Here is a 15,957-nt window from a genome sequence, read left to right as displayed (position 1 = left end):
CGGCCTCGCCGCTCGCCTTGCCCTTGCTCTTTTTAGCGCGCGCTTGGCGCAGGTCATGCCGCGGTCATCAATCGGGCGTAAGTTTGCAGCCATCGGCGTGGCGAAGGAAGGTGGGTGCGTATGCAAACGTGGTTTCCCGAAGCGGCGCAGGCCGACGCCGCGGCGCAGCCGCCGCGGCGCCAGTTCATCCGCCAGTTGTGTTCGTCGGCCTTGCTCGGCGCCGGCGGCCTGGGCGCGGCCGGCTGCGGCAGCACCGCCGCCGGGCTGGCCGACGCCGGCGACGTGCATTTCCTGCACGGCGTGGCCAGCGGCGACCCGCTGGCCGACCGGGTGGTGCTGTGGACCCGCGTCACGCCGCGCGACGGCCACGACGGCGGCGACGTCGTGGTGCAGTGGCAGGTGGCGGCCGACGCCGAGATGCGCCAGCCGCTCGCCAGCGGCAGCGTCACCACCGGCGCGGCGCGCGACTACACGGTGAAGGTCGACGTCGACGGCCTGCTGCCCGGCCACGTGTATTTTTACCGCTTCGGCACGGCCAGCGTGAAGTCGCCGCTGGGCCGCACCAAGACCCTGCCCAGGCGCGACGTCAGGCAGGTGCGCCTGGCGGTATTCTCGTGCGCGAATTATCCGGCCGGCTATTTCAACGTCTATGCCGACGCCGCCAAGCGCGACGACCTCGACGCGGCGCTGCACATCGGCGACTACATCTACGAGTACGAGAGCACCGGCTACGCCTGCGAGCGCGCGGTGGCGCTGGGACGGGTGTCGGAGCCGGCGCAGCCGCTGATGGCGCTGGACGACTACCGCCGCCGCTACGCCCAGTACCGCTCCGACCCGGACCTGCAGGCGCTGCACGCCAGCCTGCCCTTTATCACCGTGTGGGACGACCACGAGATCGCCGACGACGCCTGGATGGACGGCGCCGCCGAGCACCAGGCCAGCCGCGCCGGCCCGTTTTCACTGCGCAAGGCGGCGGCGGTGCGGGCCTACCACGAGTGGCTGCCGATCCGCGCGCCCGAACCCGGGCGGCCGGAGCGCATCTACCGCTCCTTCGATTTCGGCAAACTGGTGTCGCTGCACATGCTCGACACCCGCGTCATCGGCCGCGGCCAGCAGTTGATGCTGTCTTCGTACTATGGCGAGGACGGCGCCTTCGACGCCGGCAAATACCGGCGCGACGTGGCCTCGCCGCAGCGCCAGCTGATGGGGCGCGAGCAGATCGACTGGCTGGAGCGGCAGGTCGGCGCCTCGCCGGCGCGCTGGCAGATGCTGGGGCAGCAGGTGCTGATGGCGCGCATGGAATTTCCGACGCCGGTCCTGATGGGGCAGATCAGCCGGGAAGACTATGTCGCCTTGAAGCGGCGCGCCGGCGGCGACCCGGCCGCCGTCAGCGCGGAGGAGCAAGCCTGCCTGGCGGCGCCGACGCTGCCCTGCTATCTGGATTCCTGGGACGGCTACCAGAACGACCGCGAGCTGCTGTTCGGGATCATGCGGCGCCAGCGCAAGAACCTGGTGGTGCTGGCCGGCGACACCCACAACGCCTGGGCCAGCGACCTGCGCGACGGCGACGGCAAGCAGGTCGGCGTGGAATTCGCCACCGCCTCGGTGTCCTCGCCCGGCCTGGAGCGCAGCTACCCGAAGCGCACGCCGGACCAGGTGGCGAGCATGATGGAGCAGTTGATCGAGCCGCTGTACTACGCGCAAACCAGCAAGCGCGGTTACATGGTCGTCACCGCAACCGACGACGAGGTGCGCTGCGACTGGCGCTTCGTCGACACGGTGCACAGCCGCCAGTTCAGCGCCGCCACCGAGCGCAGCCTGCGCACCCTGGCCGGCCCCGGCAACCGCAAAATCGTCGAGTGCTGAGGTCGGGTTAGCCCGCCAGGGCGTCAGCCGACTGGCGTCGGCATCGGCTCGGCGCCGGCTTACGCCCGCCTCGGCGCCTTCAAGCGCAGCAGCGCGTCCAGCAGCGGTTGGGTGGCGTCGGCGATGCGCTCCAGGCTGTCCTCGCGCAGTTGCGCGGTGTCGACGCGCACCTCGGAGTCCAGCCCGGCCCAGCGCAGCAGCGCGGCGCAGGCCGCCGGCGTGTCGAACAGCCCGTGCAGATAGGTGCCGAGGACCTGCCCGTCGGCTGAGCAGGCGCCCTCCGGCCGGCCGTCGATGCGGAACGCCGGCCGCTGCAGCGCCGCCCCGCTCGACGTTCCCATATGGATTTCGTAGCCGCTGACGGCGGCGCCGGCGCCGGAGTCGGAGTCGAACGCGCACACGCCGCTGGCCCGCACCAGGCGCTTGTCCAAGGTCAGCTCGGTGCGCATCTCCAGCAAGCCCAGCGCCGCCGAGGCGCCCGCCGCGCCCTCGACGCCGTGCGGGTCGTCGACGCCCTCGCCGAGCATCTGGAAGCCGCCGCAAATGCCGATGACCTTGCCGCCGTAGCGCAGGTGCCTGGCCAGCTTGCCGCGCCAGCCCTGGGCCAGCAGCCATTCCAGGTCGCCGCGGGTGTTTTTACTGCCGGGCAGGATCACCAGGTCGGCCGGCGGAATCGCCTGGCCCTGGCCGATGAATTGCAGGTCGACGTCCGGGTGCGCGCGCAGCGCGTCGAAGTCGGTGTGGTTGCTCATGCGTGGCAGCTTCGGCACCACCACGCGGAAGGCGCCGCGCGCCGCCTGGGTCGACTCGACCGCGTCCTCGGCGTCCAGGAACAGGCCCTGCAGATACGGCAGCACCGCCAGCACCGGCTTGCCGGTTTGTTGTTGCAGCCATTCCAGGCCCGAGTCGAGCAGCGTGATGTCGCCGCGGAAGCGGTTGATGACGAAGCCGACGATGCGCGCGCGCTCGCTCTCGGACAGGCAGGCCAGCGTGCCGATGATGTGGGCGAAGACGCCGCCGCGGTCGATGTCGGCCACCAGGATCACCGGGCAGTCGACCGCCTCGGCGAAGCCCATGTTGGCGATGTCGCGCTCGCGCAGGTTGATTTCGGCCGGGCTGCCGGCGCCTTCGACGATGATGGCCTGGTATTGCGCGCCCAGCCGGGCGTACGACTCCAGCACCGCCTTCATCGCCACGGTTTTGTAGTGCTGGTAGTCGCGCGCGTTCATCTCGGCCTGCACCTTGCCGTGGATGATCACTTGGGCGCCGGTGTTGGAGGACGGCTTCAACAGCACCGGGTTCATGTCGGTGTGCGCCTCCAGGCCGGCGGCGATGGCTTGCAGCGCCTGGGCGCGGCCGATCTCGCCGCCGTCGGCGGTGACGGCGCTGTTCAGGGCCATGTTCTGCGGCTTGAACGGCACCACCGCCACGCCGCGGCGTTTCAGCAGGCGGCACAGGGCGGCCACCACGGTGGTTTTGCCGGCGTCGGAGGTGGTGCCTTGCACCATCAGGGTCGGGTAGGGGAAGGACATGCTTAGGCTCTCAGTTTTTTCTGCGCTGGCGCGCCAAGTCGAGTTTTTCGCACAGGGCGGCGGCGCCGGCGATCATGCGCGGGCCGGCCCGGTTCAGCAGGTTGCCGTCCAGCGCGAACAGGTTGTCGTTGCGCACCGCCTTCATCGACGCGTATTGGCGCCACATGTTGACGCCGCCGGCCGACGGCTCCCTTTCGACGCTGCCGACGACCGCCTCCGGGTCCTCCTGCAGCACGCCTTCCGGGCTGACCTGCGGCGCCGTCACCTTGAGTTTGGCGAAGACGTTTTCGCCGCCGCACAGGCGGATCGCGTCGCTGACGATGTGCTCGCCGTTCAGGGTGTACAGCGGCTTGTCCCACACTTGGTAAAACACCCGCACCGGCGCACGCTTGCTATATTGCGTCGCCAGCCTGGCCAGGGTTTTGCGCAACTCGGCGGCGGCCGGCCCGGCGACGCCGTCGGTGCCCATCAACTGGCCCACCCGTTCCAGGTTGTCGGCGATACCGGCCAGCGTCGTCGGCTCGCTGTGGAACATCGGAATGCCGAGTTTGCGCAGCGTGTCGAGCTGCCGTTCGGAGCTGCCGTGCAACCACACCACCAGCAGGTCGGGCTTTAGCGCGGCGACGCGCTCAAGGTCGATCTGGCGGCTGTCGCCGATGCGCGGGATGCGCTTGGCCGCCTCCGGATAGTCGCTGTAGTTGACGGCGCCGACGACCAGGTCGCCGCCGCCGGCCGCGAACAGCAGCTCGGTCACGTGCGGCGCCAGCGCGACGATGCGCCGGGCCGGCTGTTGCAACGTGACGGTGTTGCCGTCGTCGTCGCGCACGGTGATGGCGGCGCTGGCCTGGCCGGCCAGGCCGGCCGCGGCGCAGGCCAGCGCGCATAAAAGTCGGTTCATTGCTTGTCCTTGCTCCATTCGTTCAATGCCAGTGTCAGGCGCCGCCAGCCGTCTTCGTCCGGCGGCAGACCCAGGCGGATGCCGCGCGCGGCGTGCTGGAACAGGCGCACCCAGATGCCGCGTTCGGCCATGTGCAGCCAGAAGGCGTCCGGTTTCGCTTCCGGCCACCATTGGAACAGCGCGCTGCCGCTGGCCTCGATGCCGTGCTGTTTTAATAGTTGGGACAGGCGCGCGCCGTCGGCCAGCAAGCGTTCGCGCGTGGCGTCCTGCCAGGCGCGGTCGAGCAGGGCGGCGTGGGCGATTTGCTGCGCCGGGCCGCTGACGGCCCACGGCCCCAGCAGGTCGGCCAGCGCGCCCAGCAGGTCCGCGTGCGCGGCGACGAAGCCCAGGCGCACGCCGGCCAGGCCGAAGAATTTTCCGACCGAGCGCAGCACGACCAGGCCGGGCCTGCCGCTGTGGGCGGCCACGCTGCCCAGCGGCGCGGTGTCGCCGAAGGCCTCGTCGACCACCAGCCAGCCGCCGCGCGCGGCGAGTTGGCCGGCCCAGTGCAGCAGGCGTTCGGCCGGCACGCTGGCGCCGGTCGGGTTGTTCGGATTGCAGACCACCATGACGTCGCAGTCGCCGACGGCGGCGTCGAGGTCGGCGTAGGCGATTTGGCGCATGTTGTGGCCATGCAGCGCCCAGTGGTGGGCGTGCTCGGCGTAGGACGGCGCGGCCACCACCACGCGCGAGGGCGGGCGCAGCCGCGGCAGCGCCTGGATCGCCGCCTGGGTGCCGGCCACCGGCAGCATCAGCGGCGCGCCGTAGAACGCGGCGGCGGCCCGCGCCAGCGCCGGGTCGGCCTCGGGCAGGCGGTGCCAGGCGTTGCCGGCCAGCGGCGGCGGCGGATACCAGCGCGGGTTGATGCCGGTCGACAGGTCGAGCCAGTCCTCGGCGGCGCGGCCGAAGCGTCGCGCGGCGTCGCGCAGGTTGCCACCGTGTTCAAGCATGGGTACTCCAGATCAGATAGTGGGCGAGGGCGGCCAGGCCGGCGCAGGCCAGCCACAGGGCGGTGGTGCGGGCCACCAGGCGCCAGGCGCGGGCGATGTCGGGCGCGGCGGCGCTGCGGCCGCTGCCCAGCGGCGGGCGTTGTTCCAGCACGCCGTCGTAGATGGCGGCGCCGCCCAGCGCCAGTCCCAGCGCGCCGGCGCCGGTCGACATCACCGGACCGGCGTTCGGGCTGCTCCAGTTGGGCGCCTGCGCGCGCCAGCAGCGCCAGGCGCGGCGCTTGTCGGCCAGCGTCGCGCCCAGCGCGATATAGGACAGCGCGGTGAGCCGCGCCGGCAGGTAGTTGAGGGCGTCGTCGATGCGCGCGGCGCAGCAGCCGAACCAGTCGAAGCGCTCGTTGCGATAGCCCCACATGGCGTCGAGCGTGTTCGCCAGCCGGAACAGCACGGCGCCGGGGCCGCCGGCGACGGCGAACCAGAACAGCGTGCCGAAGACGGCGTCGTTGCCGTTTTCCAGCAGCGACTCGGCGCTGGCCTTGGCCAGGTCGGCGGCGCTGGCGTCGCCCGTGTCGCGGCTGACGATGCGCGCCGTCAGCAGGCGCGCCTGCGCCAGGTCGCCCCGCGCCAGCGCCTGGGCGATCGGCAGGTTGTGCTCGCGCAGGCTGCGCAGGCCGATGCAGAAGTACAGCATGACGGCGTGCGCCGCCAGTCCCAGCGCGCCGCAGGTCCAGGCGCTCAGCGCGGTCAGCGGCGCGACCGCCAGCAGCCAGGCCAGCGCGCCGCGGGCGAAGCGCCGGCGGCTGCGGTTGAGGCGGCGTTCGATGGCGTTGGCCAGGTTGCCGAAGCCGACCAGCGGGTGCCAGCGGCGCGTTTCGCCGAGCAGCAGGTCGAGCAGCACGCCGGCCAGCAGCAGCAGCGCGACGGCGGGCAGCGACAGGCCGCTCAGCATGGCGCGCCCTTCAACATCAGCGGCAGGCCGGCGGCGACGAAGGCAACGCGGTCGCAGGCCGCCGCCACCGCCTGGTTCAGGCGGCCCGATTCGTCGGTGAAGCTGCGCGAGATGGCGCCGTAGGGAACGATGCCCATGCCGACTTCGTTCGACACCAGCAGCAGGTCGCCGCCGACCCGCTCCAGGGCGCGCAGCAATTGCTGGCGCTGGTCGTGGAAGAGCGGCGGCAGTTCGATGTCGCCGACGTCGGGATACTCGGCGGCGCCGGAGAACATCAGGTTCGACAGCCACAGCGTCAGGCAGTCGACCAGCACCAGGCGCCCCGGCGTGCAGTGGCGCAGCACGGCGTCGGCCAGTGCCAGCGGTTCTTCCACCGTCAGCCATTCGGCCGGACGCTGGCGCCGGTGCTGGCGGATGCGGCTGGCCATTTCGCCGTCGCCGTCGCGCGCGGTGGCGATGTAGACGACTTCCTTGCCGGAGCCGATGGCGAGCCGTTCCGCGTAGGCGCTTTTGCCGGAGCGCGCGCCGCCGAATACCAGGGTGCTTGTCATGCCGCCTCGCCGCGCAGGAACAGGGACGCCGCGGCGGCCGGGTTGGACGGGAAGTAGGCGTGGAAGTAGGAGGCCGTCAACGAGCCGACCCGGTACAGCGCCTCGCCGGCGGCGCCGGACGGGTGCTTGACGGTGTGCGCGGCCGCGGCCACCTCGGTTTCCAGCCGCGAGTAGTGGAAGGTGTGGCCGCGCAGCGCGCCGTGCGGCGTCGCCAGCCCTTGCGAGCCGAGGCCGGCCAGGCGCGGCTGCATGACGATGCGCCCGCCCAGCAATCCGGCCATGCTCCAGGTTTCGCCTTTCTGATCGGTCAGCGATTCGGCCAGCGCCATCATGCCGCCGCATTCGGCGACGATCGGCACGCCGGCCGCGTGCGCCGCGCGGATCGAGGCGCTCCAGTTGTCGGCGCGCGACAGCGTTTGCGGATGCAGCTCCGGGTAACCGCCCGGCAGGTAGACGGCGTCGGCGCCGGCCGGCACCTCCTCGTCGGCCAGCGGCGAGAAAAATTGCAGCGTCGCGCCCAGTTGGCGCAGCGTGTCCAGGTTGGCCGGGTACAGGAAGGCGAAGGCGGCGTCGCGCGCGATGGCGACGGTTTTGCCCGCCAGCGTCGGCGCGGTTGCCGGCGCCGGCGCGGGAAGTTCGATGCGGGTGTTGCGCAGCTTGCCCCAGGCGGCGTCGTCGAAGGCCAGTTGTTCGGCCAGTTCGTCGAGCATGGCGTCGATGTCGTTGACCTCGCCCGGCAGCACCAGGCCGAGGTGGCGCTCGGGCATCGAGCGGGTCTGCCGCGGCAGCGTGGCGAACAGCGGAATGTCGCGCAGCGAGGCGGCCACCATGGCGGCGTGGTTCGGGCTGGCGACGCGGTTGGCGATGACGCCGGCCATCTCCACCGGGCCGTAGTCGCGCAGGCCGAGCACCAGCGCGCCGGCGGTTTGCGCCATCGCCGAGGCGTCGATCACGGCCATCACCGGGAAGCCGAAGGCGCGCGCCAGGTCGGCCGACGACGGCGTGCCGTCGTACAGGCCCATCACGCCCTCGATCAGGATCACGTCGGCGTCGCGCGCGGCGGCGGCCAGCTGGCTGCGGCAATGCTCGGCGCCGACCATCCACATGTCGAGCGACTTGACCGGCGCGCCGCTGGCGCGTTCCAGCAGCATCGGGTCGATGAAGTCGGGGCCGCACTTGAAAACGCGCACGCGCTGGCCGCGCTTGGCCAATTTGCGCGCCAGCGCCGCCGTCACCGTGGTCTTGCCCTGGCCCGACGACACCGCCGCCACCAGCAGCACGCGCACATCGACGTGGCCGTCGGCCGCCGGCGTCACCATTCGGTGCCGGCCTGGGCGGTGATGCCGGCCTGGAAGGCGTGCTTGACGACGTTCATCTCGGTGACGGTGTCGGCGATGGCGATCAGCTCCGCCGGCGCGCCGCGGCCGGTGACGACGACGTGCTGCATGTCGGGCCGTTCGAGCAGGTCGGCGATGACGGTGTGGACGTCGAGGTAGCGGTATTTGAGGGCGATGTTGAGTTCGTCGAGCAGCACCAGGCCGATGGCCGGGTCGGCCAGAAACAGCTTGGCCTGCTGCCACGCCAGCAGCGCCTTTTCGGTGTCGCGCGCGCGGTCCTGCGTGTCCCAGGTGTAGCCCTCGCCCATGGCGTGGAAGCTGACCTCGTCAGGGAAGCGGCGCAGGAAGGTTTCCTCGCCGGTCGACATGGCGCCCTTGATGAACTGCACCACGCCGACTTTCATGCCGTGGCCCATGGCGCGGATCGCCATGCCGAAGCCGCTCGAACTTTTGCCCTTGCCATTGCCGGTGTTGACGATGATGATGCCGATTTCCTTTTGCGCGCCGGCGATCTTGGCGTCGATGACGGCCTTCTTGCGCTCCATGCGCAGGCGGTGGCGCTCGTTGATGGCCAGGGTGTCGGCGTTGTTGTCGATGTTTTCGCTCATGCTATGTCCTCTTTTGGAATGAAGATGCGGCGTGTGCCGTGTTCGATGATGTCGATCGGATGGCCCAGGTATTCGCTGAGGATCTCGGCGCGCATGACCTGGGCCACCGGCCCGGCCAGCCAGCGGCCGTCGCCCATCAGCAGCAGCGCGTGGCTGGAGACGCTGTGCGCCAGGTTCAGGTCGTGGCCGACCATGACGGCGGTCTTGTTCTGTTCGCGGCACAGGCGCGCCAGCAGTCCCATCACGCTGACCTGGTGCGCCAGATCGAGCGCGTTGGCCGGTTCGTCGAGCAGCAGCAGCGGCGTGTCCTGCGCCAGCATGGCGGCGATGGCGACGCGCTGGCGCTCGCCGCCGGACAGGGTGCGCACGTCGCGCTCGGCCAGCTCGGCCACCTGCATCGAGGCCAGCGCGGCGTGGGCGATGCGGTAGTCGTCGCTGCCTTCCCAGTAGCGGTTGGCGTGGTAGGGGTGGCGCGCCGCCAGTACGGTTTCGATGGCGCGGTAGGAAAAGGCGTCGCTGCGCGACTGCGCCAGGAAGGCGCGTTCGCGCGCCAGCTGCTCCAGCGGCCAGTCGGCCAGCGCGCGGCCGTGGATGGCGACGCCGCCGGCGTCGGGCCGGCGCAGCCCGGCCAGGGTGCGCAGCAGGGTGCTCTTGCCGGCGCCGTTGCGGCCGATCACGCTCCAGCACTGGCCGGCTTCGATGTGCCAGTCGAGCCCTTCGACCAGGGTGCGCGCGCCGATGTTCAGGTGTAGTTGGCGGGTGCTGAGCATCACGCCCTCCGCAACCGGTGCAACTGGTACAGGAACACCGGCGCGCCGATCAGCGCGGTCAGCACGCCGACCGGCAACTGCTGCGGCGCCAGCACGGTGCGCGCCAGCGTGTCGGTCAGCACCAGGAAGGTGCCGCCGGCCAGCGCGGCGGCCGGCACCAGCAGACGGTGGTCGGGACCGCAGGCGAAGCGCAGCGCGTGCGGCACGATCAGGCCGACGAAGGCGATGCTGCCGGCGCTGGTGACGGCGCTGGCGGTCAACAGGCCGGAGCAGAAGAACAGGCCCTTGCGCAGGGCGCCGACGCGGATGCCGAGGGTGGCGGCGGCCTCCGCGTGCAGCGCCATCACGTTCAGGGCGCGCGCACTGCGCAGCGCGAACAGCAGCGCCGCCGCCAGCACCAGCCAGGGCGCGAGCCGCAGCGGCACGCCGGAGAGGTCGCCGATCATCCAGAACACCATGCTGCGCAGGCGGCTTTCCGGGGCGATCGACAGCATCAGCGTGACGGTGGCCATGCAGGCCGACGACAGCACCGCGCCGGTCAGCAGCAATACCGAGCTGCCGCCCTCGGCGGCGCCGCCGCCGCGCAGGTCGCCGCGGGCGAACAGATACAGTGTCATCGACACGGCGACGGCGCCGGCGAAGGCGGCGGCGTCGACCATCCATAGCGCGCCCATGAACAGCAGCGCGGCCAGCGCGCCCACCGAGGCGCCGGCCGAGATGCCCAGCACGTAGGGGTCGGCCAGCGGATTGCGCAGCAGCGCCTGCATCATCACGCCGGCCAGCGACAGCGCCGCGCCGGTGACGAAGGCGGTCAGCGCGCGGCCCAGGCGCAGTTCGAGCAGGGTGGCGGCGAGCGTGGCGCTGCCGCCGTGGGCGATCTCATTGAGGGCGGCGGGAATGTCGGCGAGCGGCAGCGCGATCGAGCCGGTCATGCCCGAGAAAACCAGGCTGGCAAGGGTGAGCGCGACCAGGGCGGCCAGGACGATGGCGGTGCGGTGGCGCATGGTGCGGAAAAAAGTGTGCATGCACAGCCTTGTGAGGGAATCGGGAAGCGCGTCCGCGGGAGCGGGCCGTGGTCGCGCTCCCGCAGGGTACAACAATTACTTCATGCCGTAGCGCAGGCCAAGGAAGACCGTGGCGCCGCCGGTTCCGTAGTGTTGCGCCAGTTCGTATTGCTTGTCGGTGGCGTTGTTCCAGCGCGCCAGCAGCGACCAGTCCGGCGCGACCTGGTAGGTGGCGAACAGGTTGATCAAGCCGTAGCCGGGCAGGCCGGCGTCGCCGTAGTCGGTGCGCTTGCCCGACACCAGCAGTTCGGCGCCCGCCACCAGCGCGCCGGCGCTGTATTCGGCGCTGAAGCTGGCGTGCCGTTTGGCGCGGCGCAGCAGGGCTTTGCCGGTGGTCTCGTCGCGCGGGTCTTGCAGGTCGAGGCTGCCGCTCAGGCTGAAGGCGCCGAGCTGGCGGCGGGCCGACAAGCTGACGCCTTCCAACAGCGCCTTGTTGACGTTGTAGACGCAGCCGTATGGATGGGTGTTCTGCTCGACCGGGCAGAAGTCGTTCGACACCAGCAGGTCGGTGATGCGGTTGTGGAAATACACGGCGCCCAATTGCGTGGTGCCGTCGTCGAAATGCAGGCCGACTTCGGCGTTGCGGCCTTTTTCCGGCTGGTTCGACGCGAGTCCGAAGCCCGGGTAGTACAGCTCGTTGAAGGTCGGCGCGCGGAAGCTGGTGCCGAAACTGGCGTTGGCGCGCAGCGCCGCGTTGATGCGGTAGCCGTAGCCGAGGGCGCCGGTGGTGGTCGAACCGTACTGCGTGCTGTCGTCGCCGCGCACGCTGACGCTGGCCAGATGGCGTTCGCGTTTCAGACTGTACGAGGCCGCCACCGACTTGGTGCTGCGCTGGTTGCTCAGCTCCTTCGGCGAATTCGACTCGACCTCTTCCTTGCGGTGCTCGAACAGGATTTGCAGCGTGTCGGCGCCGATCTTGAAATTGTTCTGCAAGGTAACGTCGGTCTGGACGGTGTCGAGCTGGGCCTTGCCGCCGGCCCTCGCGCTGGCGTCTGTGCCGGCCTTGTCGCGCGCCTCGGCGACCTGGAACTGGATCGTCCAGTTCGGCAGGATCTGATTCTTGGTGAAGACGGCGAGGTTGCCCAGTTTCTGGTGCGTGCGCGCGTCGTAGGCGCCGGTGCCGTTGTCGTATTGGCTGTCGAGCCGGCTTTGCAGGAACAGCAGGCCGATGTCGTGGCCCTTCGCCAGTTCCAGGCCGAATTGGCCGGTGGCGCTTTCCTTGTCGTAGCCGTCCTTGTCCGGGTTGTACGAGTAATTGCCCTTGTTGGTGGCCGAGAAGCCGTCCGATTTCTCCTTGCCGACGGTGAGCGCGTAGCTGAAGCTGTGCTCGCCGCCGCTGGCGCCGGCGACGCTGGCGTCGAACTGGCGGGTGGCGTCACTGCCAGCGCCGACGAAGGCGCCCACGTGCGGCGCGCGCTGGCCTTTTTTGGTGAAGATCTGGACCACGCCGCCGATGGCGTCGGCGCCGTACATCGTGCTCAGCGGACCGTAGACGATTTCGATGTGGTCGATCGCCGACAGCGGCAGCGCGCTCCAGTTGGCGGCGCCCGAGGTCGAGGAGCCGATGCGCACGCCGTCGACCAATACGATGTTCTGGTTGCTGTTTGCGCCGCGGATGAAGACCGAGGCGTTGGTGCCGGCGCCGCCGTTGCGTGCCACTTCCACGCCACGCTGTTTTTGCAGCAGGTCGACCACGGAAACGGCGCCGGAACGGGCGATTTGCTCGGCGCTGATCACCACGGTATCGCTGAGGACTTCGCTGGCCGGTTGCGCGCTGCGGCTCGCCGTGACGATCACTGCATCGATTTTTTCGGATGGGTTTTGTGCGAAGGCGCCGGGGGCGGCAATGGCTAGCGCCAGCGAGGTAATCGCCGCGTGGCGTGAAACAGGAGAAGTCATGACAATTTTCAGTAAGTGAGAAGCAACCAGCCGACGTCCCCGTTGGCCAGATTGAACAGAAGTGGGGGCGGGATACGGCGACCGAAGACGGCCGCTTTGGCCGATTCCTATCGCGGACATCCCGTCCCCACACTTCCACCTGTTCTGGCCGGTATCCGGGCTGACAAGTCAGACTGCCTCACCTTCCCATGCGACGCACAGTGGTTATCCGAGGCAGTTCGCCGCCCGAGGGCGACACTTGCTTACCGTTGCGGGGGCAGCACACGTTCGCTATGACAGCGGCATCGTGTTTCCCGTTTAACTGCGTCCATGGACATGGACGCGGGCACCAAAACCCGCACATTATACGGCTTCGCGCCGCGGCGGCAACCGCCCTGGCCGCCGCGAACCACCGCAAGCGGCGCAACAAACCCTAGGGTCAGGTCTAAGAATGGCGGTTTTATTGCCTTAAAAACCGCCATATCGAGACCTGACCCCAGGGTTGTTGCGCAATTTGGCGTTGACACGCCCGGGCCGCCCCCTCAGGAGTCGAGAACCAGGCACTGGCCGTAGCCGATCTGGTGCGGCGCGCAGGCGGCCTTCAGCGCCATCTCCTCCAATGACAGGCCGGCGTGGCGGGCCGCCAGCAGGCGCATGGTGCCGGCGTGGCACACCAGCAACGCGCCGGTGTACTGTTTGCGCAACAGCTGGTCGTGGAATGCGGCTACCCGGGCCGCCATCTGCAGCACGCTCTCGCCGCCGCCGGGCCGGTAGGCCGCCACGTCGGCGGCCCAGGCGTCGATGTCGGCGCGCGGAATGTCGTCCCAGCGGCGCATCTCCCACGCGCCGAAATCGATTTCGACCAGGCGGGCGTCGAACGCGAGCGAGGCGCAGGGCAGGGCGGCGGCCACCGCGGTGGCCAGCTCGGCGCAGCGGCGCAGCGGGCTGGAGAACAAGGGCAGGCCGGGCGGCAGGGTAGGGCCGAGTTCGGCCAGCACGCGCGCCAGCTCCTCCGGCGCGACGGCCAGGTCAGTGCTGCCGTAGCACAGGTCGGGCGCGACCAGCGGCCGGGGATGTCGGATGAGAGTCAGGCGCATGTTCAGTGCCAGGTGCCTTGCCCGACGGCGGCCAGCACGGCCAGGTACAGCACCACCTCGGTCAGTTGCTGCACCGCGCCGAGGCAGTCGCCGGTGTAGCCGCCCAGGCGCCGCGCGCATTTGCACGCCAGCCACAGCGTCGCCAGCGCGGCGGCCAGCGCACCGCCCAGCAGCGCGCTCCAGGGCAGATGCCCGCCCAGGCCGAGGAGGGCGGCGGGCAGGGCCGCGCCCAGCGCAGCAATCGCAAACTCCGGCGTCGTCATTTCCTGCGCCAACGGCTTGGCCTTGCCTTCGGCGCGGGCGTAGTCCATGCGCCAGATCAGCGCGCAGGCGGCTAGGCGCGACAGCGGGTGCGCGAGGAACAGCGCGCCGACCACGGCTGCCGGCGGCAGCATGGCCAGCACCGCGCATTTGAGCGCGAGCAGGCAGCCGATGCCGATCGCGCCGTACGCGCCGATGCGCGAATCCTTCATGATTTCGAGCACCCGCTCGCGCGTCATGCCGCCGCCGAAGCCGTCGCACATGTCGGCGAAGCCGTCCTCGTGGAAGGCGCCGGTGGCGTAGATGCCGGCCGCCGTCGCCAGCAGCACCGCCACCGGCGCCGGCCATAGCCAAGCGGCCAGCGCGTACACCGCGCTGGCGATGGCCGCCACGACGACGCCGACCAGCGGAAAGTAGCGCGCGGCGTGGTGCAGCCAGCCGGCCTCGAAGCCGACCCATTGCGGAATCGGCAGGCGCGTGAAAAACTGCAGCGCTATAAAGAACAGGCGGCATTGGTGCAGGGCGGCGGTGAGCGGGCGCGGCATGCGGCGCGCCTAAGCCGATTTTTCGCTGACCTGCGCCGACTCGAAGGTGGCCATCTCGCGCAGGAAGTTGACCGACGCGCGCAGCAGCGGCAGCGCCAGCGCCGAGCCGGTGCCTTCGCCCAGGCGCAGGTCGAGGCGCAGCAGCGGGCGCGCCGCCAGGTTGTCGAGCAGGCGCTGGTGGCCGTTTTCGTCGGAGCAGTGCGAGAACACGCAGTAGTCGAGTATCGCCGGTTGCAGGCGCGCCGCCACCAGCAGCGCGCTGGTGACGATGAAGCCGTCGATCAGCAGCACCATGCGGCGTTCGGCGGCTTTCAGCATCGCGCCGGCCATCATCGCGATTTCGAAACCGCCGAAGGTGGCCAGCACGTCCAGCGGCTCGCCGGCCGTCGCGTGGTGCCGCACGGCGGCCTCGATCACCCGCTGCTTGTGCAAAATGCCGTCAGCCGACAGGCCGGTGCCGGCGCCGACGCAGGCCGCCACCGGTATGCCGGTCAGCTTGTGCATCAGCGCGGCGGCGGCGGTGGTATTGCCGATGCCCATTTCGCCGAAGCCGACCACGTTGCCGTCCAGTTCGGCGACCAGGGCCATGCCGGCGGCGAGGGCGGCATTGCATTGCTCCGCCGTCATGGCCGGTTCGACCGCGAAATTGCGGGTACCCAGTCCGACTTTGCGGCTGAGCAGGCCGTCGCGCGGCCCGAAGTCGTGGTTTACGCCCGCATCCACTATATATAAGGCGCATTCGTTCTGGCGGGCAAACACGTTGATTGCCGCGCCCTTGGACAAGAAGTTCTCCACCATCTGCCAGGTGACGCTTTGCGGATAGGCGGAAATGCCCTCGGCCACCACGCCATGGTCGGCGGCGATTACCACGATGGCCGGATGATGCAATTCCACCTCTGTGGTTTTCTGGATCATGCCGACCTGTTTGGCGAGCGTTTCCAACACACCCAGGCTGCCGAGCGGCTTGGTCTTGTTGTTGATGGCCTTCTCCAGCAGGGTTGCTAGGGCGTCGTCGCGGGTCGATGTGATGTGTGGAATAGTCATATAGGGGATGAATATGGTGGGAGGGGGAGCCGTCGCTACGATAGCACACAGGTATATTTCAACCACCACCCAAAAATCCTTGCCAAGGCCGACAGCGCTTTGCTATAGTTCGCCTCCCCAATGAGGCGCACCTGATGCGAACCAGAAAGGGAGCCCGGAAACGGTGCTGCAAGGAAATTAGGGGGTTGACGAAACAAGCGAAACGCTGCATACTCTTCCTTCTCTGCTGACGACAAACAAAACGCTTTGTCGGTGACGCAGAAGGCACTACAAAACAAGTTCTTTAACAATTAACAGTCGATAAATGTGGGCATTTGATGAAGGTGCCGGCGGACTTCGGTCCGCCGCATACTTAAATTATCAAATGCTCACGAAGAAGAAATATAGGATGTTTCGCAAGAAGCAGCCTGTCAGTATTTTGAGTGAGCGAATTCATGCCAGTGGCATGAATTCGGAGGCCCTAAAAAGCCTTCGACCTGACAGCAATGTCATTAAACAGAGATTAAACTGAAGAGTTTGATCCTGGCTCAGATTGAACGCTGGCGGCATGCCTTACACATGCAAGTCGAAC

Annotated in this window: 14 protein-coding genes, 1 rRNA gene and 1 riboswitch; of the genes, 2 read left to right on the top strand and 13 right to left on the bottom strand. The window is 69.2% G+C overall.

Translation table 11 applies throughout. The annotated features are described in order from the left end of the window. Nucleotides 1–120 precede the first annotated feature (120 nt). Complete coding sequence (locus ACFDR9_RS01410; RefSeq protein ID WP_409029876.1) at nucleotides 121–1,866, top strand: alkaline phosphatase D family protein; 1,746 nt, start codon at nucleotides 121–123, stop codon at nucleotides 1,864–1,866. Nucleotides 1,867–1,925: 59 nt separating this feature from the next. On the opposite strand, the gene ACFDR9_RS01405 is transcribed toward ACFDR9_RS01410, so the two are convergent. From ACFDR9_RS01405 to cobT, 13 genes are all read right to left on the bottom strand, one after another. After that, nucleotides 1,926–3,398, bottom strand: a complete 1,473-nt coding sequence (locus tag ACFDR9_RS01405) for a cobyric acid synthase (RefSeq protein WP_409029829.1) — start codon at nucleotides 3,396–3,398, stop codon at nucleotides 1,926–1,928. 10 nt (nucleotides 3,399–3,408) lie between these two features. Then, nucleotides 3,409–4,296 carry a cobalamin-binding protein gene (locus tag ACFDR9_RS01400; RefSeq protein WP_409029828.1) on the bottom strand — a complete coding sequence of 296 codons (888 nt, stop codon included), beginning with the start codon at nucleotides 4,294–4,296 and terminating at the stop codon, nucleotides 3,409–3,411. Then, nucleotides 4,293–5,285 carry a threonine-phosphate decarboxylase CobD gene (cobD, locus tag ACFDR9_RS01395; RefSeq protein WP_409029827.1) on the bottom strand — a complete coding sequence of 331 codons (993 nt, stop codon included), beginning with the start codon at nucleotides 5,283–5,285 and terminating at the stop codon, nucleotides 4,293–4,295. Before cobD ends, ACFDR9_RS01400 begins: the two co-directional genes overlap by 4 nt. Then, entirely contained in the window at nucleotides 5,278–6,231 is a 954-nt protein-coding gene (gene cbiB / locus ACFDR9_RS01390) for an adenosylcobinamide-phosphate synthase CbiB (protein ID WP_409029826.1), read from the bottom strand. The genes cobD and cbiB overlap by 8 nt, the downstream gene beginning before the upstream one ends. After that, entirely contained in the window at nucleotides 6,225–6,782 is a 558-nt protein-coding gene (gene cobU / locus ACFDR9_RS01385; protein ID WP_409029825.1) for a bifunctional adenosylcobinamide kinase/adenosylcobinamide-phosphate guanylyltransferase, read from the bottom strand. The genes cbiB and cobU overlap by 7 nt, the downstream gene beginning before the upstream one ends. Further along, nucleotides 6,779–8,101: a cobyrinate a,c-diamide synthase gene (locus ACFDR9_RS01380; RefSeq protein ID WP_409029824.1), complete on the bottom strand. Its 1,323-nt coding sequence runs from the start codon at nucleotides 8,099–8,101 to the stop codon at nucleotides 6,779–6,781. The genes cobU and ACFDR9_RS01380 overlap by 4 nt, the downstream gene beginning before the upstream one ends. Continuing rightward, entirely contained in the window at nucleotides 8,095–8,727 is a 633-nt protein-coding gene (gene cobO, locus ACFDR9_RS01375) for a cob(I)yrinic acid a,c-diamide adenosyltransferase (protein ID WP_017879159.1), read from the bottom strand. Before cobO ends, ACFDR9_RS01380 begins: the two co-directional genes overlap by 7 nt. Beyond that, nucleotides 8,724–9,497, bottom strand: a complete 774-nt coding sequence (locus tag ACFDR9_RS01370) for an ABC transporter ATP-binding protein (protein ID WP_409029823.1) — start codon at nucleotides 9,495–9,497, stop codon at nucleotides 8,724–8,726. The genes cobO and ACFDR9_RS01370 overlap by 4 nt, the downstream gene beginning before the upstream one ends. After that, nucleotides 9,497–10,522, bottom strand: coding sequence for a FecCD family ABC transporter permease (locus ACFDR9_RS01365; RefSeq protein WP_409029822.1), 1,026 nt, complete (start codon nucleotides 10,520–10,522; stop codon nucleotides 9,497–9,499). Before ACFDR9_RS01365 ends, ACFDR9_RS01370 begins: the two co-directional genes overlap by 1 nt. A 75-nt stretch (nucleotides 10,523–10,597) precedes the next feature. After that, nucleotides 10,598–12,460, bottom strand: coding sequence for a TonB-dependent receptor plug domain-containing protein (locus ACFDR9_RS01360; RefSeq protein ID WP_409029821.1), 1,863 nt, complete (start codon nucleotides 12,458–12,460; stop codon nucleotides 10,598–10,600). A 128-nt stretch (nucleotides 12,461–12,588) separates the two neighbouring features. Continuing rightward, a riboswitch (cobalamin riboswitch) is annotated at nucleotides 12,589–12,808 on the bottom strand. A gap of 173 nt (nucleotides 12,809–12,981) precedes the next feature. Continuing rightward, nucleotides 12,982–13,536 (bottom strand): histidine phosphatase family protein, encoded by a 555-nt coding sequence (locus ACFDR9_RS01355; RefSeq protein ID WP_409029820.1) that lies wholly within the window; start codon nucleotides 13,534–13,536, stop codon nucleotides 12,982–12,984. A gap of 2 nt (nucleotides 13,537–13,538) precedes the next feature. Further along, the gene (locus tag ACFDR9_RS01350) at nucleotides 13,539–14,342 is read right to left on the bottom strand and encodes an adenosylcobinamide-GDP ribazoletransferase (protein ID WP_409029819.1); all 804 of its coding nucleotides are present in this window, start codon (nucleotides 14,340–14,342) and stop codon (nucleotides 13,539–13,541) included. Nucleotides 14,343–14,351: 9 nt separating this feature from the next. Then, the gene (cobT, locus tag ACFDR9_RS01345) at nucleotides 14,352–15,386 is read right to left on the bottom strand and encodes a nicotinate-nucleotide--dimethylbenzimidazole phosphoribosyltransferase (RefSeq protein ID WP_409029818.1); all 1,035 of its coding nucleotides are present in this window, start codon (nucleotides 15,384–15,386) and stop codon (nucleotides 14,352–14,354) included. Between the two features lie 504 nt (nucleotides 15,387–15,890). Between cobT and ACFDR9_RS01340 the strand changes: the two genes are divergently transcribed. Then, nucleotides 15,891–15,957: ribosomal RNA gene (locus ACFDR9_RS01340) — 16S ribosomal RNA — on the top strand; the annotation flags it as partial.

Origin of the sequence: Janthinobacterium sp. CG_23.3 (assembly GCF_046115965.1) — a bacterium.
Lineage (GTDB): Bacteria > Pseudomonadota > Gammaproteobacteria > Burkholderiales > Burkholderiaceae_D > Janthinobacterium.
The sequence above is the reverse complement of the archived record's forward strand: the minus strand, read 5'-3'. Positions and strand labels throughout refer to the sequence as shown.